The organism is Paenibacillus sp. sgz302164, from assembly GCF_056120505.1.
Genome location: NZ_JBVYOL010000003.1, coordinates 401,827 through 422,726 on the forward strand (window position 1 = coordinate 401,827; position 20,900 = coordinate 422,726).

Annotated in this window: 20 protein-coding genes; 4 read left to right on the plus strand and 16 right to left on the minus strand. The window is 55.7% G+C overall.

The window, feature by feature from the left end; all coding sequences use genetic code 11:
- Positions 1 to 84: 84 nt before the first annotated feature.
- Positions 85 to 1,080, plus strand: coding sequence for a ketoacyl-ACP synthase III (locus tag AC0LWT_RS07620; protein WP_474680626.1), 996 nt, complete (start codon positions 85 to 87; stop codon positions 1,078 to 1,080).
- On the opposite strand, the gene AC0LWT_RS07625 is transcribed toward AC0LWT_RS07620, so the two are convergent.
- The 12 genes from AC0LWT_RS07625 to AC0LWT_RS07680 all read right to left on the minus strand — a co-directional run bounded on the left by AC0LWT_RS07625 (position 1,077) and on the right by AC0LWT_RS07680 (position 13,631).
- The gene (locus AC0LWT_RS07625; RefSeq protein WP_474680627.1) at positions 1,077 to 1,418 is read right to left on the minus strand and encodes a hypothetical protein; all 342 of its coding nucleotides are present in this window, start codon (positions 1,416 to 1,418) and stop codon (positions 1,077 to 1,079) included. The two genes, AC0LWT_RS07620 and AC0LWT_RS07625, sit on opposite strands and share 4 nt — an antisense overlap.
- 17 nt (positions 1,419 to 1,435) lie before the next feature.
- Positions 1,436 to 2,593 (minus strand): CgeB family protein, encoded by a 1,158-nt coding sequence (locus tag AC0LWT_RS07630; protein WP_474680628.1) that lies wholly within the window; start codon positions 2,591 to 2,593, stop codon positions 1,436 to 1,438.
- Positions 2,590 to 3,483, minus strand: a complete 894-nt coding sequence (gene rfbD, locus AC0LWT_RS07635; RefSeq protein WP_474680629.1) for a dTDP-4-dehydrorhamnose reductase — start codon at positions 3,481 to 3,483, stop codon at positions 2,590 to 2,592. The genes AC0LWT_RS07630 and rfbD overlap by 4 nt, the downstream gene beginning before the upstream one ends.
- Before the next feature lie 90 nt (positions 3,484 to 3,573).
- A complete protein-coding gene (locus AC0LWT_RS07640) occupies positions 3,574 to 4,302 on the minus strand; it encodes a glycosyltransferase family 2 protein (RefSeq protein WP_474680630.1) in 729 nt (242 codons plus the stop codon).
- Positions 4,299 to 5,372, minus strand: a complete 1,074-nt coding sequence (locus AC0LWT_RS07645) for a glycosyltransferase family 2 protein (protein WP_474680631.1) — start codon at positions 5,370 to 5,372, stop codon at positions 4,299 to 4,301. Before AC0LWT_RS07645 ends, AC0LWT_RS07640 begins: the two co-directional genes overlap by 4 nt.
- A gap of 4 nt (positions 5,373 to 5,376) precedes the next feature.
- Positions 5,377 to 6,192, minus strand: a complete 816-nt coding sequence (locus AC0LWT_RS07650) for a glycosyltransferase family 2 protein (protein ID WP_474680632.1) — start codon at positions 6,190 to 6,192, stop codon at positions 5,377 to 5,379.
- A 28-nt stretch (positions 6,193 to 6,220) separates the two neighbouring features.
- Positions 6,221 to 7,660 carry a glycosyltransferase family 4 protein gene (locus AC0LWT_RS07655; protein WP_474680633.1) on the minus strand — a complete coding sequence of 480 codons (1,440 nt, stop codon included), beginning with the start codon at positions 7,658 to 7,660 and terminating at the stop codon, positions 6,221 to 6,223.
- Positions 7,661 to 7,783: 123 nt separating this feature from the next.
- The gene (locus tag AC0LWT_RS07660) at positions 7,784 to 9,118 is read right to left on the minus strand and encodes a nucleotide sugar dehydrogenase (protein ID WP_474680634.1); all 1,335 of its coding nucleotides are present in this window, start codon (positions 9,116 to 9,118) and stop codon (positions 7,784 to 7,786) included.
- Positions 9,119 to 9,128: 10 nt separating this feature from the next.
- A complete protein-coding gene (locus tag AC0LWT_RS07665; protein WP_474680635.1) occupies positions 9,129 to 10,247 on the minus strand; it encodes a glycosyltransferase in 1,119 nt (372 codons plus the stop codon).
- On the minus strand, positions 10,244 to 11,359 hold the full coding sequence (locus AC0LWT_RS07670) for a glycosyltransferase family 4 protein (RefSeq protein WP_474680636.1): 1,116 nt from the start codon (positions 11,357 to 11,359) through the stop codon (positions 10,244 to 10,246). The genes AC0LWT_RS07665 and AC0LWT_RS07670 overlap by 4 nt, the downstream gene beginning before the upstream one ends.
- Before the next feature lie 26 nt (positions 11,360 to 11,385).
- A complete protein-coding gene (locus AC0LWT_RS07675) occupies positions 11,386 to 12,474 on the minus strand; it encodes a glycosyltransferase family 4 protein (RefSeq protein ID WP_474680637.1) in 1,089 nt (362 codons plus the stop codon).
- A 62-nt stretch (positions 12,475 to 12,536) separates the two neighbouring features.
- Positions 12,537 to 13,631: a glycosyltransferase family 4 protein gene (locus tag AC0LWT_RS07680; RefSeq protein WP_474680638.1), complete on the minus strand. Its 1,095-nt coding sequence runs from the start codon at positions 13,629 to 13,631 to the stop codon at positions 12,537 to 12,539.
- Positions 13,632 to 13,841: 210 nt separating this feature from the next.
- Here AC0LWT_RS07680 and AC0LWT_RS07685 point away from each other — a divergent pair, with 210 nt between their 5' ends.
- From AC0LWT_RS07685 to AC0LWT_RS07695, 3 genes are read left to right on the plus strand one after another with little or no spacing between them, the layout of a single operon-like run.
- Complete coding sequence (locus tag AC0LWT_RS07685) at positions 13,842 to 14,534, plus strand: galactosyltransferase-related protein (protein ID WP_474680639.1); 693 nt, start codon at positions 13,842 to 13,844, stop codon at positions 14,532 to 14,534.
- 5 nt (positions 14,535 to 14,539) lie between these two features.
- Positions 14,540 to 15,670, plus strand: a complete 1,131-nt coding sequence (locus tag AC0LWT_RS07690; RefSeq protein ID WP_474680707.1) for a glycosyltransferase family 61 protein — start codon at positions 14,540 to 14,542, stop codon at positions 15,668 to 15,670.
- A 12-nt stretch (positions 15,671 to 15,682) separates the two neighbouring features.
- Entirely contained in the window at positions 15,683 to 16,798 is a 1,116-nt protein-coding gene (locus tag AC0LWT_RS07695; RefSeq protein ID WP_474680640.1) for a glycosyltransferase family 61 protein, read from the plus strand.
- A gap of 71 nt (positions 16,799 to 16,869) precedes the next feature.
- Here the strand turns inward: AC0LWT_RS07695 and AC0LWT_RS07700 are convergent, their stop codons facing one another.
- From AC0LWT_RS07700 to galU, 4 genes are read right to left on the minus strand one after another with little or no spacing between them, the layout of a single operon-like run.
- Positions 16,870 to 17,646 carry a HipA family kinase gene (locus tag AC0LWT_RS07700; RefSeq protein WP_474680641.1) on the minus strand — a complete coding sequence of 259 codons (777 nt, stop codon included), beginning with the start codon at positions 17,644 to 17,646 and terminating at the stop codon, positions 16,870 to 16,872.
- Complete coding sequence (locus AC0LWT_RS07705; protein WP_474680642.1) at positions 17,634 to 19,043, minus strand: UDP-glucose dehydrogenase family protein; 1,410 nt, start codon at positions 19,041 to 19,043, stop codon at positions 17,634 to 17,636. The genes AC0LWT_RS07700 and AC0LWT_RS07705 overlap by 13 nt, the downstream gene beginning before the upstream one ends.
- 20 nt (positions 19,044 to 19,063) lie before the next feature.
- Complete coding sequence (locus AC0LWT_RS07710) at positions 19,064 to 20,020, minus strand: NAD-dependent epimerase/dehydratase family protein (protein ID WP_474680643.1); 957 nt, start codon at positions 20,018 to 20,020, stop codon at positions 19,064 to 19,066.
- Positions 20,017 to 20,895 carry a UTP--glucose-1-phosphate uridylyltransferase GalU gene (galU, locus tag AC0LWT_RS07715; RefSeq protein WP_474680644.1) on the minus strand — a complete coding sequence of 293 codons (879 nt, stop codon included), beginning with the start codon at positions 20,893 to 20,895 and terminating at the stop codon, positions 20,017 to 20,019. The genes AC0LWT_RS07710 and galU overlap by 4 nt, the downstream gene beginning before the upstream one ends.
- Positions 20,896 to 20,900 lie beyond the last annotated feature (5 nt).

The window sequence follows — 20,900 nt, forward strand, 5'->3', positions numbered from 1 at the left end:
TAGCTTGATTTAGAGTAAAACTATAAATTAGCACCTGGTACTAATATCTGATACTATATACTTTACCATTGGAGAGTGAACGTTATGCACACAGCCCCTTCATTGCATGCCCGAATTACGGCGATCGGCAGTTATGTGCCGGATAAAGTGCTGAGCAACGCCGACCTGGAAGCGCTAGTCGACACGAACGACGAATGGATCGTCCAGCGGACCGGCATCCGGGAACGCCGGATTGCGGCCGCCGAGCAATATACGAGCCATCTTTGCATCCGTGCCGTCGAGGACATGACTTCCCGATACGGCTCGCGGCTGGACGACGTCGAGTTGATCATCGTCGCTACGCATACGCCAGATCTGCCGTTCCCTTCGACCTCGTGTCTGATTCAGGCGCATTTCGGCATTCCCGCGACCGGCACGTACGATCTGAACGCCACCTGCGCCGGATTTACATACGCGCTGCATACGGCAAGCGGGCTGATCTCGGCGGGTGTCCACCGCAAAATTCTCATCGTCGGCGGCGACAGCTTGTCCAAAATAACGGATTATACCGACCGTTCCACCTGTATTTTATTCGGCGACGGGGCAGGCGCCGTGCTGGTGGAAAAAGACGATGAGCAGCCGTCGTTCCTCGCTCATCATCTCGGTTCCGACGGCACCGGAGGCAAGCATGTGTACCGCACGGGGCTGGCCTCCGAGCTGCACGGCATCCGGCTTGCCGGCGACGGCAAGCTCGTGCAGAACGGGCGCGAGGTGTACAAATTCGCCGTGACCACGGTGCCGCAAGGCATCGCCGCCCTGCTTGAGAAAAGCGGGCTCGGCTTGGAAGACATCGATTGGTTCGTCCCGCACAGCGCCAATCTCCGCATTATCGAGTCGATCTGCGACAAGAGCGGCATTCCGTTCGAAAAAGCGCTGTACAGCCTCGTATACTACGGCAACACTTCCGCGGCTTCCATTCCGCTGGCACTCGATCTCGGCGTCAAGGAAGGCAAGGTGAAAGCCGGCGATACGCTGCTGCTGTACGGCTTTGGCGGCGGCCTGACGCATGCGGGACTGCTCATGAAGTGGGACTTGCGCTAAAAGGCAGGTTCAATCCCGGGTGCATTCACAGGCGCATCCCCCGATGCATCTCCCAGCGCACCCCCCAGTGCATCTCCCGGCGCGGGCGGAGCCGGATCGGCAAAGTCCTGGCCCGCCTTAAAGCCTTTGCCGAATCCTTCGGCATACCCCCTGTCGTATCCGTGGTCGAAGCCTTGCCGGTAAGTTCCATGGACGCGGCTGTGCCCGCTCGGCCCCTGCCGGTTCGAACCGCGCCCGCGCGGGTTGCCCTCCTTGGCGATGGTCCCGGCCGCGGCCGTCTTCCCCGCCTGGGCCAGCGGCTTTTTCCGCTTGGGCCTGTCAGTTTGTTTCGTTTTCATCGCATTCCTCACCTTCCTCATTTCGCGGAGTCCCCGTTCGTTATCGTTAAAAGCTGCTGCAGCCGCCTCCGGTACGTGTGCTCCCGCAGCGTTCGGGACAATCCGTTTAGCGCGATCTGCTGCCGCTCCTCTTCATGGCTCAAATAGTATTCGATCTTCTCGATCAGCCCGCCGGGAGAATCGAAAGTATCCAGCTCTTGGCCCGGCGTATACAAGCTTGCCAGCTCTCGTCGCATATCCGTAAGCTGCAGCGTGCCGCATGCCGCAATGCTCATCACCCGGGGATTGGGCGAATAGGCGGGAATGCCCCCGCTGTTGCAGTTGTGAGAGTCGTCGATCGAGCGGTGCAGGTTGATGACGATTTTCGAAGCCGCGTAATATTTCGCGGTTTCCTCCGGAGTGAGCCAGACGTTGTGGATTTTGGAGGCGAGCTTGCGGTAGGATTTCATCCGGTTCCACCAAAGTCCGTTGATCCAAACATTTTTATTGGCGAGGTAACCCGCCATTTCGTCCATGAACGCGACCCGGTTCCAGAAAGCGGAGCCGATGAAGCAAATGTCTTTGCGGTACGAGGCGGGCACAAAGGCCGGATTGACCGCGTCCGGGTTAATGCCGAACGGCAAATAATGCACATGCTTGCATCCAAGCGACCGGTATACGTCGACACAGCTGCTCTCCAGCGTGAAAACGTAGTCGTAATGAGGCGCGAGCAGCATCGTCAGATCCGTATGGTAAGGATCGTCCGGCAGCCATACCGCCGTCCGTATCCCCGCCGAGCGAATAGCCTTCACCTTGTCGATCGCCAGCGATTTGCCGGCGGTGTCCAGCACAAGGACGAGATCGGGCCCGGTCGCCTTGGCGATGGAAACGACGTTGTCGCGAGGGCCTACGGCGATCGTCTCGCGCACCAGCTTGCGCAGGCCGTCCGCAATGCCTTCGTCCATCGAGGCATAAGGGGGGCCGGAGGCTTTGACATACATAATCTTCAAATCCCAAAGAATGCCCTCTTCCCGGGGAAAATCCCGGATGATCCGCTGGCAGCGGCCCATATGGAATCCGTGCTCCCAGCCCTGCCGGTAACCGGCCCGGTTCCCGGCTTCCCAGCCGCTATCCGGGCCGGTCGCAGCGGCCTTCGGCTGTGCACCGCCGCCCGGCGGCGTTTTTGCGGTCTTCATGGCTGTCCGCCGCTTTCCGCCACATGCCCTTTCAGCAGCAAATACTGCTCCAGCGCGCTTTTCCAGTGTGGCATCCGGTAGTAACGGCCCAGTTTCGCGGAATCCAGCACACTGTAGGTAGGCCTTTTGCATGTGCTTTCGTAGAGGCCGGACGGAATCGGCTTCGCTTCAAAATCGATGCCATACAAGCCGAACGCAGTGACGGCAAACTCATACCAGCTGCAAGCCCCTTCCGAGGAGCAGTGATAAATGCCGTATTCGCTCACATCGCGCTCGAAAAACGCGTAGACCGCCTTGGCCACGTCCATCGTATGCGTCGGCGACATGATGATATCATCAACGACGGAAACCGGCTTGCCCTGCCGGACTTGACGGATCATCGTTTCGACAAAATTGCCGCCCTTACCGCTCGAACCCGCAGCGCCGAACAAGGAGGACACGCGAAAAATAAAATAGCGGTCCATATAAGCGGCAACCACTTTTTCCCCCGCCGCCTTCGTGCTGCCGTACACATTGAGCGGATACGTCGCGTCGTCTTCCGCATAAGGCGTTTCTTTCATGCCGTCAAAGACGTAATCCGTGCTAAAGTGGAACAAGGCGGCATCCGCCTGCTTGCAAAACACGGCAATCCGGTGCAGCGCGATCGAATTGACGACCAGCGCCTTCAGCGGGTCCTTTTGGCATGCTTCCGTGTTGGTAAAAGCCGTGCAGTTGATCACGGCATCGAGGGGCTCCAGCTTTTCCAGATACGGGATTATCGTTTCCGTGTTTTCCAGATTCAACTCCTTGCGGGTGACCGGGACGATTTCGTACGCCGGATTGCCGGCAAATACGCGGCTGATGTCGGTTCCCAATTGTCCGTTAGCGCCCAGCAGCGCAATCCGTTTCATGGCGCGTTCGTTCCTTCGGCTCCCGCTATCCTGGTCGTACTCATGCGCAATCCTCCTCGTGAAAATGGCATCGGCCTTGCATCCTTTCCATCATATGAAAGCGGCCGGATCGACTCCCCATTTTTCCAAAAAAAGCTGCCGCGAACGGTCCACGATCTTTTGAAACCGCTCCTTGCCTTTTTTATTGAAGCTGGCGCTGCCGTAATGAAACACGAACGTATCCTCCGCGATCATTAGCCGGTAGCCTGCCTGCCTCGCGCGGTAACAAAAGTCGTCGTCCTCGTAATGGCCCGGACTGAACCGCTCATCGAGCTGACCGACTGCGTCCGACACCGAGCGCCGGAACAAAAGGCAGAAGCCGATCAGCCGCATGACCTCCGTATACGTTCCTTTTTTGCCGACGTTGTATGTCTGCGACATTTCTTCCAAAGTCGTGTACGAATCGCCCATCATCTGCCGGCCGCTGGCATAATTGGTCATCGGCCCGACGAGCCCCACATCCTCCCGATGGTACAGACAATCCAGCATATTGCGGAGCCAGCCCGGAGTCAGCAGCACGTCATTGTTGAGCAGCAGCAGCTCGCTGCCCTTCGCAAGCCTAAGTCCTGCATTGCAGGCAATCGGGAAGCCTTTATTTTCATGGAACGAGATGAAAGGAACGGCTTCCTTGAGCAAAAACGGAATCGTTCCGTCTGTCGATCCGTTATCGACTACGATAATTTCGTAGGGGGTATCCGTATGCTGTCGGATGGAAGCGATGCAGTCCCCAAGCAGTTTTTGGGCATTGTAGGTGGGGATGATAATGCTCGTCATGCTCATGTCGTTCCCTCCGCAAATGCGGACCGCTGCCTTATATCGTCCTCGTAGCGGAGCCGGCTGCCGTTTTTCTCCATTAACATGTGCAAAGCCTCCAGATGATCGCCGAGAATCAGCTTGGAAACCGGATTCGCCGCCCCTTTGTTGAACCCGGTCGCTTTGTTCGCTTTAAAGACATCGACGCTCGCGGGAGCGCAAACGGAGAGACCGTGCCGGATGGCGAGCGACTGGGCTTTGGGCGGAACGGCCAGGTTGCCCGTCCCGATGCGTTCGATCGCTTTGCGCGAGAGCATGTGAGGAACCGCCGTCATCGAGTTCGCGTTCAAATCGCGCCTGTCCTGGACGATGTTCAAAAACTCTTTCATCATCGTCACGCTATCCCTGCCCGCGAAAGAACCGATGAACGGAGTCACATCGTTAAGCGCCACATCGGCTCCCCGCTCTACAGCGAGAATGAACGGTATCAGCCGTTCCGCCTGAATGGGGATATCGCCGTCAAGGAACAGCACCATATCCGCGGTCGACAGTTTAGCCCCGATCGAGCGGCCTACGTCATACCCCAACGCTTCCGGGATATGGACGATCGTGGCGGACGGGCATTTTCTGGCTTCGGAAAAGCTGTTGTCCGCCGATCCGTTGACGACGGCAATGATTTCTTTCAGCGGCAGCCGGCTCAGCTCCGCAAGCACTTTCGATACCGTCGCTCCTTCATTGCGCACCGTAATGACTGCTGCGACGCTTTTCAAGGTCGGCATGAGCACCCAGTCCGGCTTCTTCATGCCCGCGCCCAGACAGTACCCTTTGAGGAACGCCTTCATGCATGGGGCATATTGCGGAGCCAGTATTTGTTCTCCTTCGTGAATGTAGCACGAGTACCAGAGCGAATTGATAAATGCGTTTGGCGGCGCGCCTTTCGGCAGCGGATGATCGGCGGCATATCTGCTCCCGGACCGCTGGAACTTTTGCAGGAATGCCGGTGAAGACGGGCGGATGACCCGCCGCTTGCTGCTGCCGGCTTCCTGTTTGACCGGCTGTTTTTTGCCTGATGGCCGGCCGTCGGCTGTGCGCTTCATAGTTTCACCCCACAAAAGATCGATCCCGGGACAAATCCGTCTGTTGGCCCCGCTCCCCAGCCTCCGCGAGCAGCCATTCGATAGCTTCCAGGTGATCTCCTACGATAAGATCCTGCAGCGGATCTACCCGGAACGACTTCCTTTTCTTAGGATTCAGACGGCCGACATCGACTTTATGCACCGTCTGCAGGGTAAGTCCTCTGCGGGCCGCAATCGTCTGGGCCAGCGGAGGCACCGCCAGGCTCCTGACTCCAATCAGCTCCAGAGCTCTTCTGCTGATCGCATGGGGAACCGCCGTCATCGAAGCTCCCCGAAGATCCGGGCGGGACAGCGCAAGATTCAAGGTGTGCTTAGCCAACACGACAGGGTGAACCCGCTTCGTAAGCGTAGGCCCCGAGTACTTGTTCAACGCCACATCGACGCCTCTTTCCACGGCGCTGACAAACGGTTCCAGCTCTGCGAAAGGTATGACCATATCGGAATCAATAAACAGCAAAACTTCTCCTTGCGCGTGCATCGCGCCAATCCCGCGCCCCACGTCATGGCCTAACGGCTCGCCGAATACGAATACCTTTGCGCCCGTGCTGCGGGCGATTTGTTCGGTCTCGTCCGCAGAGCCGTTTACGATGACAATGACCTCTGTCGCAGGATGGACCCGCTGTGCCTGGGCGATGACGGCGGCGATCGTTTTTTGCTCGTTCATCGCCGGTATGATGACGGATACTTTCGGAAATGCGTTATCGGAAGCAGGCGCAGGCGCAGCCGCATGGCGGGATGCCGCGTTCGGCTTGCCCCCTGCTCGCTTTGACCGCTGCTCCATGTCCGCTTCCTCCCGTACGATCTAAATTTTATAACAATTCGAGATCGGTCAGCCTTTGCATAACTTGCCGCCCGACCGCCTCCGGCGAGTATTCCTCGCGGATCGTCTGCATGGCGCTGACGCCAAGCGACTTGCCCCAGGACGGATATGCGGCCAGTTTGCGCATGTAATACGCGGCATGCTCGATATCCGGCTCCGCCCAAAGCTGACCCGCTTGATACGGGCCCGCATCCTGTCCTACCTGAACCAGTTTGTAATTTACCGGACACGAATTATCCTTGTTCATAAAATCGGTATTTCCCGACCAGTTGGTGCCGATGACGGGTTTGCCCAAATACATCGCTTCGGCCAGCACAAGTCCGAAACCTTCGGAACGGTGAAGGGAGACCAGGCAATCCGCGGATTGGAGCAATGCGTTCACTTGATCGCGGCTCAAAATACGGTCGATGATATGGATGTTGGAATAGCCTTCGACCTGCTGCCTGATCGCCTGAACATCTTCCGGATTCGTTTTGGAATTGTTGATTTTGATTACCAGAGCGGCGTTCGAGCTGCCTTCCGGGAACGCCTTCTTGAATGCTCGGATGACAGCCAGCGGATTTTTCCGCTCCTTCGTGCTGTGGGTGTCGTACATCGTCAAGAACAGAAACGGTTTCTCCGGCAGCCCGAAGAAACTCCGGTCGTAAGCGTCCGCATGCTTCACGAACACAGCATGAGGAATTTTAACGACAGGCACCGGAGATTTTGGCTGCAGGGCATCTTCGACGAATCGGGACGGCACCCATACCTCGTCGACCAGCTTGAAGCTGTCGAGCCATTTGTCGGGGAATTCCGGCAGTTCCCATGCCCAATAGCCGATGTTGAACCGGTTGCGGAACACGTCGCGGTTTAACGGGCGAATCGGGCGATCATAAGCATGCTTCAAGCTGTCCGCATTCATATGGAAAAGGTTGATCCTGTACGGAGTATCTTCCCTCTCCTTATGAATCCAGCGCGTATCTTTATTTCTTGCCGCCCCGGCTCCCGGATCCTTATAATTCATAATTCCGAAAGGCACTCCTGCGATTTCCAACGTCTCGGCCATAGAACGGCACGCTTCCCCCACACCGATCTCCGTGCGGATAAAGCCGATCAAATTCACCCCGGCCTGCAGGTCCGGCGGATCCGGAACGGATTCGGCGTGCGCTCCTTCCGCCTCCGGCGGCGGGAGGAGCGGGATCAAAGCTTCCCTGTTCCTGATGCGGGTTACCGGCTTGCGAAGCGCAAGGCCTGCTGCGGCAGAACGCCGGTGCGCTTTCCGCCTTTTTGCAGCGCCCGCCGCTTGCCCGGAGCGGGCAGGCCGCTTTTTCCCTATGCCGGCATTAACCTTGCGCTTTGCGGGCTTAAGCTTTTGTCCGCCTGCTGCCGGCAGTTTCCGGGAAGACTTCAGAGCTTTCGTAGTTATGCGGAGGGCTGACGGTTTCTTCATGCCGTTCCCGACTCCTTTCTCGTATGACCACCTGATTGCATTCGTCTGCTTCCATACTATGAATACCTATTTGCAGATTCATCCGCGTTAACCCAGCCTAGCTGGAAATTGGCGAATGACCAGTTACCAGAGGAGCCCTTTATAGTGGCTGTCCTCAGGCAGTTCGTCGGTAAGGCGCACCAGATCGATGACCGGCTTTGTGCGCAAAAATCCCGCAGCGAAAGCGGCATACTCCTTGCTTTTTTGCGTGACGACGATAAGGTCGGCGAACTCGCCGACGCTGTTCAGATCGGAAGCCAGCAGAGCCGCCAGATGGGGCACGGTAGCTTCCATATACTGCTTGTTCGCGCCGATCAGTTGGGAAGCGAGCACATTGTCATCGTATATTTTGATCTCGTAGCCTTTGCCGATTAACCGTTCCATCAGCTTGACGACCGGACTTTCCCGCAAATCGTCGGTTCCCGGCTTGAAAGCCAGACCGAGCACGCCGATGCGGACCTTGCCCTCCGCCAAAATCATCTCCAGAGCCCGCTCAATCAGCAGCGAATTGCTGCGTTCGACCGCGGACAGCACCGCCAGCTCCACGTTCCTCGCCCGGGCCATCGCGTTGAGCGCCTTGAGATCCTTTGGCAGGCAGGAGCCCCCGTAGGCAAAGCCCGGCTTCAAATACGCCGGTGAAATGTTCAGTTGGCGGTCCTGGCAGAACAGGTTCATCAGCTTGTGCGGATCTACCCCCATCGATTGACAGAGCGCGCCGACCTCCCCGGCAAAAACGACTTTCAACGCGTGAAACGAGTTGTTGACGTATTTGATCATCTCCGCGACTTCGCGGTCGGTTTCCAGCACTTCCGCCTGTATAGGAGCGTAAATATGCCGCAACATCTGCAGCGCCCGTTCGTGTTTCGTGCCGATCAGCGTATACGGCGGGTGAAAATAATCGTCGATGCCGGTCCCTTCGCGCAAAAATTCCGGATTACTGACGACGGCAAAATCGGCATCGATCCGCTTGCCCGACCGCGCGATGATCTGTTCGATGTCCCGGCACGTTCCGGGAGGCACGGTGGAGCGGATCACGATCGTTTGAAACCCTTCCCGGGCCCGGATCGCATCGCTGATTTGCTCAGCTACATGCCAAATGTAGGAAAGATCCGGGTAGCCGTATTTGTCGGAAGGCGTGCCGACGCAGACGAGGCAAATATCGGCCTGCCGGACCGCGCTTTGGATGTCGCTTGTAGCCGTCAGCCTGCCTGCGCGGTGCTGCTCCTCCACCAGGGCGGCGATGCCGGTTTCGACGATCGTCGGCTTGCCCGAACCGACCAGCTCGACCTTATGGCGGTTCACGTCTACGCCGATGACGCGGTTGCCCATCCCGGCCAGACAGGCCGCCGATACGCACCCGACGTAACCGAGGCCAAAGACAGCGATCGTATAAAAAGGTCCGGGGCTCGTCATATGCATGACCATCTCCTTATGGGTGTGCTCGTTTCGGCTGCTCGGCGCACCTTACGATAGCCTGAACGACTTTGCGGGCCGTTTCTTTCGCATCGTACGTTTGCAGCAGCTCCTTCCTTGCCGCTTTGGCCATTTCCTTGGCTTCGGCCCGGCGGCCTGCAACAAGCCGCATTTTCTTTTGCAAATCCTTGAGCGACGGTTCCGCCCAACAGTGCCCGTTAAACAAAGGATTTTCGTTATTCGCGATACGGGTCAGCCCCTTGATATCAACCAAATAAGCGTTGTTTGCATGCATAAAATCGGTATGCCCGCTCCAATTAGTTCCGATCACCGGCAGTTCCATCAGCATCGCTTCGAAGAACGGCCTGCCCCAGCCCTCGCCCCTTGTCGGCAGGACGAAGGCGTCGCACATCCGGTACAAGGCGGCCATCTCCTCGGGAACGAGCATATGGTCGATGACATAGACGCACGGCCGCTCGCGCTTCGGTTTGGGGTGGGCGTCGACGAACCGGGCGACGACATCCGCCTGTGCGGTCTCCCGCAGCTTGATGACCAGCGCGATATTGTCCCGTACGCTGAATTCGTTCAGAAAAGCGTTTAACAAAATATCGTAACCCTTGCGCTTCTTCAGATCGAACACAGACAAAAATTTGAAGCTTTCCGGTACGGCAAGCGGCAGCGGGGCGCCTTCGGGGGAAAATTGGCTGAAATCGAAAAAATTCGGAATCAGCCGCAGCGGAGCCTTCACCCCGGAGGAGGCGAACGTTTTTTGATTGAACGTGCTTTGCACCCAAACCTCATCAAACTTGTTCAGTTCAGGCACCCATTTTTGCGGAATGCGGTCGGTCTCGAACGTCGTGCGGGCGATATTTATGCGATAATCCGGTCTGAACCGAAGATGCGAGCCCACCCAGTTGTACAAATACACGTCGTTCGTCGGCAGCCGGGTCGTCTCGAAGGAAGCGATATACCCGATGTCTTTCGCAGGCAGAACCGAATATTTCTCGCTTTGGTCCCGAGCGGCAATTTTCACGCGAAATCCCGCCCTGTCCAAAATGCGCAGCAGCATCCGGTTTCCTTCGGCAAGCCCATGCCCGTTGTAGAAAATGCCGTCGAGCAAAATGTTGGCGCTCATCCGCCTCCCGCCTTTACGGCCGGCATCGAGCGGTATTTCTCGATCTCCTTCACGACTTTTTTCGCGACCCCGCGCATGCCGTATTTGGCCAGCAGGTCTTTGCGCGCCTTTTTCCCGACAGCTTTGGCTTCCTCCTGATGCTCGAACACGTGCCTCATTTTGTTTTGCAGATCCTTCACTGACGGTTCCGCCCAGCTGTGCCCGTTGAAGTTGACGTCTTCGTTCACGATGCGGGCCATCCGCTTCACGCGAACGAGGAAGGAATTATCCGCGTTCATAAACTCGGTATGACCGCTCCAGTTCGTGCCGATCGCGGGCATCTCCATCAACATCGCCTCAAAGAACGGTCTGCCCCAGCCCTCGCCCCGCGTAGGCAGCACAAAGGCGCTGCAGCTGCGGTACAAGGCGAGCATTTCCTCCGTCCCCAGCATTTGATCGATGATGTAAACGGGAGGGCGCAGCCGCTGATGTTTCGGATGGCGGGCGATGATCTGTTCAATCGCTCCGCTTTTGCTGCCGTCCCGAATTTTTAAGACAAGCGCCACGCGCTCCCCTCTGGAAAATTCGTTCAGGTACGCCTGCAGCAGCACGTCGTATCCTTTGCGCTTTTTCAAATCGAATACGGATAAAAATAAATAGGTTTTCGGCAAAACGCCGGCCAGCCGGGGGCCTTTGGGCGAAAACCGGTTCATGTCGAAAAAGTTGGGGATCTGGCGCAGCGGAACCGTGACGCCGGAAGAAGCGAAGGTGCGCTTGTTGAAGGAGCTCTGTACCCACACTTCGTTGAATTTGTTGAGCTCCGCAGTCCAAACGTGCGGGATGCGGTCGGCTTCAAACGTCGTGCGGGCGATGTTGACGCGGAAGTCGGGATTGTAGCGCACACTCGAGCCGACCCAGTTATATATATAAATGTCGTTCGAAGTCAGTTTCGTATTCTCAAAAGCGGAGATGTAGCCTACCTCCTCCGCAGCCAGCACTTTGTGCTTCTCGGCGCTGTCTCTGGCGAGTATGCGAATGCGGTACCCGGCCTTGTCAAGAATACGCAGCAGCATGCGGTTTCCTTCGGCCAACCCGTGCCCGTTGTAAAATTTCCCGTCCAGCAAGATGTTCACTTACGTCCACCTTCCTTCAAATCCGTTCACTGGTACTTCCGAATCTCTTCCGCCACTTTCTTCGCGATCCGGTCCATATCGTAGCTTCGCAGCAGATGTTCGCGGGCTTTGCAGCCCACCGCTTTGGCCTCCTGCCGGTGCTCGAATACATGTCTCATTTTGGCTTGCAAATCGGCGACGGAAGGCTCCGCCCAGCGATGGCCGTTGAACAGCCGGAACTCGTTGCCCTGTATGCGCTGCAGACGATCGACCCGGATCAGGTACGAATTGCTGTGGTCCATAAAATCCGTCTGCCCGCTCCAATTCGTCCCGATCACCGGCATTTCCATCAGCATCGCTTCGAAAAACGGCCTGCCCCAGCCTTCGCCCCGTGTGGGCAGCACGAAAGCGTCGCACGCCCGGTACAACCCGAGCAGTTCCTGTGTTGACAGCATCTGGTCGATGATATATACGGCCGGACGCTGTTTTACCGGCTTGGGGTGCTCCTTCATGACCTTCTCCAATTTGTACACGCCGTCGCCGCTGCGTATTTTCAGGACCAGCGCCGTATCGTCGTCAGACGAGAACTCATTGAGAAAGGCGCGCAGCAGCAGGTCGTAGCCCTTGCGGTGCTGCAGGTCAAAGACGGCCAGGAACAAATAAGATTTTGCCAAAGGAAGGGACAGCTTCGGCACTTTCGGATCATACTGCCCGATGTCGAAAAAGTTCGGGATCAGCCTGAGCGGCACCTTGACGCCGGATTCGGCGAAGGTGCGGACGTTGAACGTGCTCTGCACCCACACCTCCGCGAATTTGTTCAGCTCCGGCACCCATTGGGCCGGAATCCGGTCCGTCTCAAACGTCGTGCGGGCGATGTTCACGCGGAACTCGGGATGGTAGCGGACGGCCGATCCTACGAAATTGCAAATGTACACGTCGTTGGAAGTCAATGTGTTCGTTTCAAACGAAGAGATGTACTCCATCTCTTTTTGATCGAGGACGAGGTGCTTCTCATGGGAATCTCTGGCGGCAATCCGCACCCGGAAACCGGCCCGGTCGAGAATCCGCAGCAAGATGCGGTTTCCTTCCGCAAAGCCGTGTCCATTATAGAAGATTCCCTCCAGCAAAATGTTCATACCAGGACACCATCCTTATTGCCAATCCGTCCCGGGCGCACGTGGAGCAAGCAGTTCCCGGTTTACTGCGCGAATTTGCCGATTTCCCTGGCTACCTGCCCGGCTACTTCCCGGAGGCTGTACTTGCTCAAAAGCTCGCGGCGGGCTTTTTGGCCGAGCGCTTTGGCTTCATGCCGATGCTCGAACACATGCCTCATTTTCCGCTGCAAATCTTTCGTCGACGGCTCCGCCCAATAATGCCCGCTGTACTTGGCGGGATCGGGATGATCGGTCAAGCGCACCGGCACCAATTTCTTGACGCGAACCGGGTAAGAGTTCCCCTCGTTCATATATTCCGTCTGCCCGCTCCAATTCGTGCCGATAACAGGCATTTCCATCAGCATCGCTTCGAAAAACGGCCTCCCCCAGCCTTCTCCGCGCGTCGGCAGCACGAAGGCGCTGCAAGCCCGGTACAGGCTGTGCAGTTCCGGCGTCGGCAGCATCCTGTCGATGATATGGACGGCCGGGCGTACTTTCGCCGGTTTGGGGTGGGCGCGTATGATGCTTTTCAGCTTCTCCGTGCCTTCGCGGTTTCTGACCTTGATGACCAGAGCGACGTCGTCCGCCGCCGAAAATTCGTTCAAATAACCGCGCAGCAGCACATCGTATCCTTTGCGCTCGATCAAATCGAACACCGACAAAAAGGTGTACGACCGGGACAAAGGCAGCGCCAGCTTCGGCCCCTGCGGGTCGTACGCGGAATCGTTGAAAAAATAAGGAATAAACCGCATGGGAACCTTCACTCCGGAAGCGCCGAACGTCTCCAGATTGAACCTGCACTGCACCCAAACCTCGTTAAACCGGTTTAAAACCGGAACCCATGCCGCAGGCAGCCTGTCGGTCTCGAACGTCGTATGCGCGATATTTACGCGAAAATCGGGATTCGTATGAAGCGCACCGCCGGAACCGCGGAACAGAAAAATATCGTTGGACGACAGCTTCGTCCGTTCGAATGAAGAAAGGTAGCCGATTTCTTCCGGCGTCAGGGCGATCGTCCTCTCGGACTCCTTGTCCCTCGGCGCAATCCGCACGCGATAGCCGCACCCTTGCAAAATACGCAGCAAAGCCCGGTTGCCTTCGGCATACCCGCTCCCGGAATAGAAGAACCCCTTGAACAAAATATTCAGGCGCGCCCACCGTCCTTTCCAGCCTCTTTCTCCAGTATATTTATCCCTGTCTGTGCCCGTGTTGGGCGTATCCCCCTTCAGCCATCCAATTTCATCCGCTTCCGCCAAAAATCTATGTGATTGGACTGGTCTATTCGCCCCAACCCGCACAGGAACATTCGCATAACCTGTAAATAGCAGTCACCTAAAGGAGGTTATCCTATGTTTGAAGACGTGTCTGTGCTTATCCCCTACAAGTCGGACAAAGGCCCAAGAGACGCTGCATTCAAATGGTCGAAAAAATTTTACAAAAATGCGCTGCCAGGGGCGGAAATCGTTGTCGGCAAAGACAACGGCGAGCTCTTCAACCGATCCAAAGCCATTAACAGGGCGTTCAAAAAATCTACAAGAAATGTGATTGTCATAGTCGATAACGATACGATTTTCGATCCGAAGATCGTCACCAAATCGATCAAGCTGCTGCAAAAATACGGCTGGGTCGTCCCCTTTCGCAATGTGCTGAACATCTCGGAGTCTAACTCCAAAAAAATTTACGATAGCAAAGCCGACTGGCCTTTAAGCGAGAAAATCAAGGATTACCGGTTCAAGGACTTTTCGCGCTGGACCGGAAAAATGAACATTATGTACCGGGAAGCTTTCAAAAAGGTCGGCGGATTCGACCAAAGGTTCATCGGCTGGGGCGCGGAAGATACTGCTTTCGGCTTATCGATGGACGCCATATGCGGCAAACATAAAAGGCTTGACAAAGACGTGTACCACCTCTGGCATCCTTATGTAGGGACAAAAGGAAATCCGAACCACGACGCGAACATCGAGCTGCTGAAACAGTACCAGAAGGCGGCTACGAAGGAACAGATGAAAAAACTGATCGATAAACGGGGTAGATACGTTTGAAAGATATGCCACCCGATCTCGCCATTCCAAAGAAAAGCAACTATATCTCGCTCCGCAACTGGTTCAAACTTCACGGCCGGTCCGGACAACTCAATCAGCTGCATACCCTTCATTTTCGTCAATCCGTACCGTTCCCGCAGCCAAAGACGGTTGAAAAAAAACTGCATTGGTACTTTCGAAGGTGCGCAGCGATCTGGAAAGCGAATACGCACTTTCCCGCTCTTTCCGTTGCCGTCATCGAAAACGGCAGACTGTACGGGGACCGGGGAGTCGTTCTGACTCCCGAGAACAAAATGATCAAGCATGTTTCGTTCAAAGATATACTTGACGGCAAAACATCGCTTCCGCCTCCCCGCTATACGAATAAGACAGTCGCCGTGCTGTCCTTCCGCTACCCGGAAAACTATTTTCACTGGATGTTCGACGTCCTGCCCCGCATCGCTTTGATACGTAAATGCAAACTGCACATCGATAAATACGTAATCAGCCCGCCGGGCCGGTTCCCCTACAAGGAAATGCTGTCCGCCCTGGGTATTCCCGAAAGCAAAGTAATCGTTGCCGGCAAAGATTTTCATATCAAAGCCAAGCGGCTCGTTGTCGCCGAAAAGTTCAGCAGATGGAAGCCTTACCAGCATGTGTATCCGCAATGGGCAAGCCGCTTTCTCAGAGAGCAGCTGTCCCCCTGCAACAAGAAGCCGCCTTCGCCCAAATACGAACGCATTTATGTAAGCCGCGCCCATGCCGGCGGACGCAGGGTTCGGAATGAGAAAGAAGTCGTCAAGCTCCTTGACAAATACGGGTTTCGCCGCATCCATCCGGAATCGATGCCGTTTGCGGAACAAATTCGCGCCTTTCAGTCGGCGCGCACAATCGTTTCCCCGCACGGCGCTTCCCTGGCCAATCTGGTGTTCGCCAATCCGGGCACGAAGCTGATTGAAATCTTTTCCCCCAACTATGTCAGGGACTATTACCTCGGCCTCAGCAGCCATATGAAGCTCGATTACTATTATTTGATCGGTACCGGCAAACGTCCGCCCCGGGAGCACCGCTATACAAAAGCGCTATATGAAGATATCACGGTCGATCTGGAAGCTTTAAAGCAGATTTTGCAAAAAGCCGACATCCCAAGGATTTAGGAGGACACGCGCATGGGAGGAAAAACGAAAGTCCCCGACGGCTATTACGAAGTTGTCGCCGACTGGATTGCCGCAGCTCAGCTCAAAAAGCGCAAACTGATCAAAAAACTGCATTTCAACGATCCCGTTGAACTTACGGAGCCTCTCGGCCTGGAGGACCCCGTCTTCTGGACAGTTCGTTTTTCCTCGTCCGACACGCTGTTCAAACAGCGAAACGGCATCGTCGATATGATCCCCAAAGGGCGCATCTGCGGCGCCAAGCCGGATATTTTGACTCCGGACGGCAAATTGGTGTGGAAGCATTCCCGGGAAAAGCAAAAGCTGCCGCAGGAGCATTCCATCTTCCAGTTGGAGCGCCTGCCCCCGCTGGAGAAAACTTCGGAGACGGTAGCCCTGCTGAGCATCGCGGACAGCGGAGTGTACTATCACTGGATGCTGGATGTGCTGCCCCGCTTGCACATGCTGGATTTATGCGGAATCAAACCCGATAAATACGTCATCAACGGAAACAAGCTGGCGCCTTTCCAGTATGAAACATTAGCGATGCTCGGCATCCCGCAAGAGCAAGTGATCGAAAGCCACGATCAGTTCCACCTCCGGGCGAAGAAGCTCGTTATCCCGCATTTTTCGAACGGCATCCGGCCCAGATGGGTTTGCGACTATTTGCGGCAAGAGCTGATGGACGAGACCAAATTGCAGGCGGGCGAGGGGCCGGAAAAAATTTTTATAAGCCGCTCCAAGGCCGGCAGACGCCATTTGCTTAACGAGGATGAAATTTTCGGATATTTGGAGCGATTCGGATTCGAGAAAATGATACTGGAGGATTTGCCTGTTGCCAGGCAGATTGAAGTTTTCGCCGCCGCCAAAGTCATCGCCGCTCCGCACGGCGCAGGACTAACGAACATATTGTTCAGCCAGCCGGGGACGAAGGTTATCGAATTTTTCGCTCCAACCCTTGTGCACAACTGCTACCCGATTTTGAGCAGCTTGATGAAGCACCGGCATTATTATGTAATCGGAAAAGGAGAGCGTCCGCCCGAGTTCGTCGATCCCCACGAGCATAAGGCGGATATTACGGTCGGCCTTAAAGACGTAAAGCGCATACTGGCGCTTGCCGGCATCAAATGACAAATATCCGGCGTGCACATTCCTCCGCAAAGGATGCATGCCGGATATTTGGCTTCAAGGCGCTGTTTCCGCTAAAAAAAGCGTTTGATATACTTATCGACGATTTTGGGCAAAGCTCTTTTGGCATATTTGATGTGGTTGTACAACTCTTCCTTCTTCCTGTCCGATAAATCCCAATCTTCAGGCATCGCATAAATAAGCTCGTGAATTTTTTCGTTTTTGATGTCCAAAATCCGGTCTCTGAAAGAGGTCAGCTGCTTCTTGTGATCCACCAGCGTATTGCACCACCGGTACACTTCCTTATTTCTTACTTTCAAAGGCAAAAACTTCCTTTCCGGATTGGTCGTCGTAATGTTAAAGCAGTTCGCTTGGTCGATCATCCAAAACGTGTATTTATCCTTACGGCCCGCCTCCGGCTTAAACAGCAAGTTTTTTATGTTGCGGTCGGAATTGCTGACCCAATGGTCGAATACGATCATGCCTGCCGCCTGATCCCGGTTGACGACCTGATCTTTGGACAAAAGCTTCGGCAAATCGCTGAATAAGACCGTATCTTTCATATATTTGCTGGCGAATTGGTTGCCCGATTTGAACTCTTTTCCCTTCAATTCCTTGTATTCTTTAATAAATTTCGAGCGGATTCGCACGATTTTGAATTCGGGAACGGGCAAGTGCAGGAGTGTAGCAAGACTGTTCACAAGGTACTCGTAAGCTACTACCCAATTGCCCTGCGGGTTATTTTTGAACTTGACCACGTATTCGCACTGATCGTTAAAGCGGATGAGCTGCGGAGAAGATCGCCCTTTGCTCATCGGTTGTATATAGGATACAGGCTTTATTCTTCCCATACGCTTTCCCCTCTTCGATCCGTTGAAGTGCCCAGCCCCTCATATGCGAATCCCCTGCCCTCCAGCTTCAGACTCCGCCAAAAGTTTCGCGTATCCAAAATGTACCGGGTGCCCTTCATGGTTCCGTATATCTGCTGCCAATCCAGCGCCATGTACGCATCCCAGTGCGTCAGCAGCACCAGCGCATCCGCGTCTAACGCCGTTTCTTCCGGCCGCCCGCAGTAGCGGACAGGCAGATGAGCGTTCATTTCCCGGAACATCTTCATTCCCTGCGGGTCATGAACCGCCACGTTCGCCCCCTGATCCGCCAGCTTGCCGATCATGTATGCAGCTTGCGTATGGCGCGCATCGTCCGTGTTGGGCTTAAAGGTCAAGCCCAGAATGCCGATATTTTTGCCTTCCAGGGAGCCGACATGTTTGCGGATTTTATCCATGCAGTAGTCGTGCATGGCGGTATTGGCGTCTATAGCCGCCCTGATGATCGACATCTCGCTGCCGAGCTTGCGGCCGGCGGCTACAATTTCCGCCGTATCTTTCGGAAAGCAGCTCCCGCTCCAGCCGCTGGAAGCTTGCAGAAATTTATGTCCGATGCGCGAATCCAGCCCCATCCCGTGGGCGACATCCAGCACGTTCGCGCCCAACGTATCGCACAGCCTGGCGACTTCGTTAATATAGCTGATCTTCACGGCCAAAAAAGCGTTTGATACGTATTTAATCAGCTCCGCGCTTTTTGTATCGGTTTCAAAATAGACCGGAACGGGCGCACCGGCGCGATCCGCAACTGCGTCCAGCCCCTTCAGCTCCGCTTCGAAGCTCCGTTCCAGCAAAGGCGCGTACAGCGATTTCATGACCTTTTTCGCCCTGTGCGAAGCGGCGCCGACCACGATTCGGTCGGGAAAAAACACATCCTCAAGCGCATAGCCTTCCCGTAAAAACTCGGGATTGCTGACAACCGCAAAATGCCGGTTGTTTTCCAAACCGGACGCTTCTTCGATGATCGAAGCGACCAGATCCGCCGTGCCGGCCGGGACCGTCGATTTGCCCGCGATCACCGTAAATTTCGCGGCGTCCAGATGCTCCCCGACGCTCCGTGCCGCCGCCCGGATGTAGGTCAAATCCGCCGTCCCGTCTTCGCCCGCAGGCGTGCCTACGGCGATAAACACAACGTCGGCCTCGTGCACGGCGTCAAACGTCTGCGAAGCCGACAGCCTGCCGGCGTTCACCATACGCGAGATCAGCGCCGCCAGACCGGGCTCATAGATCGGACTGGCGCCGGCATTGATCGCCTTCACTTTGCGCGAATCCGTATCTATAATCGTCACCCTATGCCCCAGCACGGCCAAAGCGGTCCCGGTCACGCTCCCCACATACCCGGAACCTACGCAAACTACCTCCATTCCCGATCCCCCCACGAAAGTTACTCTGACAGCCGCTTCCGGTACTCCTCTATGGTGCGGACCAATCCCTGCCGCAAGTCCATGCGGGGTTCCCAGCCCAATATTCTCTTCGCTTTATCGATCGCCGGCCGCCTCACCTTGGGATCGTCCTTGGGCAGCGGGCGGAACACGATGGCGCTTGCGGACGAAGTCATGCTTTTGACCAGCTTCGCCAGCTCCAGAATCGTAATTTCCGCAGGGTTTCCGATATTGATCAGTTCCCCGTCGGCCTGATCGGCATCCATCATCAGCTGCAGCGCCCTGACCGTATCGTCGACATAACAGAACGACCGTGTCTGCGAACCGTCGCCGTACACGGTAATATCGTGTCCTTTCAACGCCTGGGTGACAAAATTGGAAATAACCCGGCCGTCATCGTTGCGCAAGCCTGCCGAGTAAGTGTTGAAGATCCGGGCCACCTTCACTTTCACGCCGCAGCGCCGGGCGTATTCGTAGCAAAACACTTCGCCCAGCCGTTTCGCTTCATCGTAGCAAGCCCGCGGCCCCCATGTGTTCACATTGCCCCGGTAGGTTTCATCCTGGGGATGAACGTCCGGGTCGCCGTAAGCTTCGCTCGTGCTGGTGTACACAAGCTTCGCTTTGTTGCGCAGCGCCAGGTCGAGCATCCGCTGCGTGCCGATCGTATTGACGGCAATCGTCGCGAACGGATCGGCCTGGTAAAATTTCGGAGAGGCCGGGGAAGCCAGATGATAAATTTCCGCAACGTCCTTCAGCGGCTCTAGCGCGAGCACGGACTCGTCTGTGGCGTCCCGCTCTATAAATTCGAATCGGCCGGAACCGGATAACGCGCGAATACGATCGGCGGTGCCCGAAGAAAAGTTATCCAGCCCGACGACCCGGACGTTCCGGGCCAGCAGCCGCTCGGCCAGATGGAATCCCAAAAAACCGGCGGCGCCGGTGATCAAAACTTTGTTCACGTCGACTCCCCTCCCGGAACGATCCGCTTCAAATACTGCCGAAATTCCCCTTTCAGCATCTCATCCTTGCAGGCCAGCTCGACCGTCGCTTTCAGAAAACCGAGCTTATCCCCAACGTCGTACAATTTGCCGGTCAACTTGTAAGCGTACAAGGGGCGGAACTGAAGCAGCGTTTGCAGCGCGTCCGTTAGCTGAATTTCTCCGCCTACGCCAACCGGAACGTGCTCCAGAATGTCAAAAATGTCCGGCTCCAAAATGTATCGGCCCACAATCGCGGCATTGGAGGGCGGATTAACAACCGGCTTCTCCACCAAATTGTCCACCAGGTACAGCCGCTCTCCTACGAGCTCCCCGTCGACGACGCCGTACTTGCTCACTTCCGCCCACTCGACGGTATCTACCGCAATAACGGATTCCTGCCGCTCTTCGTATATTTGCATTAATTGCTGCAAACACGGAATATCGCTGTCGATAATCATGTCCCCCAGCAGCACGGCGAACGGCTCGTGGCCGATAAACTTCCGGGCGCACCAGATCGCATGGCCCAGACCGAGCGCCTGCTTTTGCCGGACGTAATGAATGTCCACCAGATTTGTAATATCATCCACCATCTTGAGCAGAGTCTGCTTGTTCTTTTCCCGCAAATTGTATTCCAGCTCGTAGTTCGTATCGAAATGATCCTCAATCGACCTTTTGCTGCGTCCGGTCACGATGATAATATCTTCAATGCCCGATTGAACCGCTTCCTCCACAATGTATTGAATGGTCGGCTTATCCACGATCGGCAGCATTTCCTTAGGCATCGCTTTCGTTGCGGGAAGAAATCTGGTACCTAGGCCAGCGGCAGGGATAATTGCTTTTTTGACCTTTTTCATCACAT

Bases quoted from the DNA above. Each gene is read 5' to 3' on its own strand.
- AC0LWT_RS07620 (WP_474680626.1), top strand. From the start codon at position 85: ATGCACACAGCCCCTTCATTGCATGCCCGAATTACGGCGATCGGCAGT.
- AC0LWT_RS07625 (WP_474680627.1), bottom strand. From the start codon at position 1,418: ATGAAAACGAAACAAACTGACAGGCCCAAGCGGAAAAAGCCGCTGGCC.
- AC0LWT_RS07630 (WP_474680628.1), bottom strand. From the start codon at position 2,593: ATGAAGACCGCAAAAACGCCGCCGGGCGGCGGTGCACAGCCGAAGGCC.
- rfbD (WP_474680629.1), bottom strand. From the start codon at position 3,483: ATGAAACGGATTGCGCTGCTGGGCGCTAACGGACAATTGGGAACCGAC.
- AC0LWT_RS07640 (WP_474680630.1), bottom strand. From the start codon at position 4,302: ATGAGCATGACGAGCATTATCATCCCCACCTACAATGCCCAAAAACTG.
- AC0LWT_RS07645 (WP_474680631.1), bottom strand. From the start codon at position 5,372: ATGAAGCGCACAGCCGACGGCCGGCCATCAGGCAAAAAACAGCCGGTC.
- AC0LWT_RS07650 (WP_474680632.1), bottom strand. From the start codon at position 6,192: ATGGAGCAGCGGTCAAAGCGAGCAGGGGGCAAGCCGAACGCGGCATCC.
- AC0LWT_RS07655 (WP_474680633.1), bottom strand. From the start codon at position 7,660: ATGAAGAAACCGTCAGCCCTCCGCATAACTACGAAAGCTCTGAAGTCT.
- AC0LWT_RS07660 (WP_474680634.1), bottom strand. From the start codon at position 9,118: ATGCATATGACGAGCCCCGGACCTTTTTATACGATCGCTGTCTTTGGC.
- AC0LWT_RS07665 (WP_474680635.1), bottom strand. From the start codon at position 10,247: ATGAGCGCCAACATTTTGCTCGACGGCATTTTCTACAACGGGCATGGG.
- AC0LWT_RS07675 (WP_474680637.1), bottom strand. From the start codon at position 12,474: ATGAACATTTTGCTGGAGGGAATCTTCTATAATGGACACGGCTTTGCG.
- AC0LWT_RS07685 (WP_474680639.1), top strand. From the start codon at position 13,842: ATGTTTGAAGACGTGTCTGTGCTTATCCCCTACAAGTCGGACAAAGGC.
- AC0LWT_RS07690 (WP_474680707.1), top strand. From the start codon at position 14,540: ATGCCACCCGATCTCGCCATTCCAAAGAAAAGCAACTATATCTCGCTC.
- AC0LWT_RS07695 (WP_474680640.1), top strand. From the start codon at position 15,683: ATGGGAGGAAAAACGAAAGTCCCCGACGGCTATTACGAAGTTGTCGCC.
- AC0LWT_RS07700 (WP_474680641.1), bottom strand. From the start codon at position 17,646: ATGGGAAGAATAAAGCCTGTATCCTATATACAACCGATGAGCAAAGGG.
- AC0LWT_RS07705 (WP_474680642.1), bottom strand. From the start codon at position 19,043: ATGGAGGTAGTTTGCGTAGGTTCCGGGTATGTGGGGAGCGTGACCGGG.
- galU (WP_474680644.1), bottom strand. From the start codon at position 20,895: ATGAAAAAGGTCAAAAAAGCAATTATCCCTGCCGCTGGCCTAGGTACC.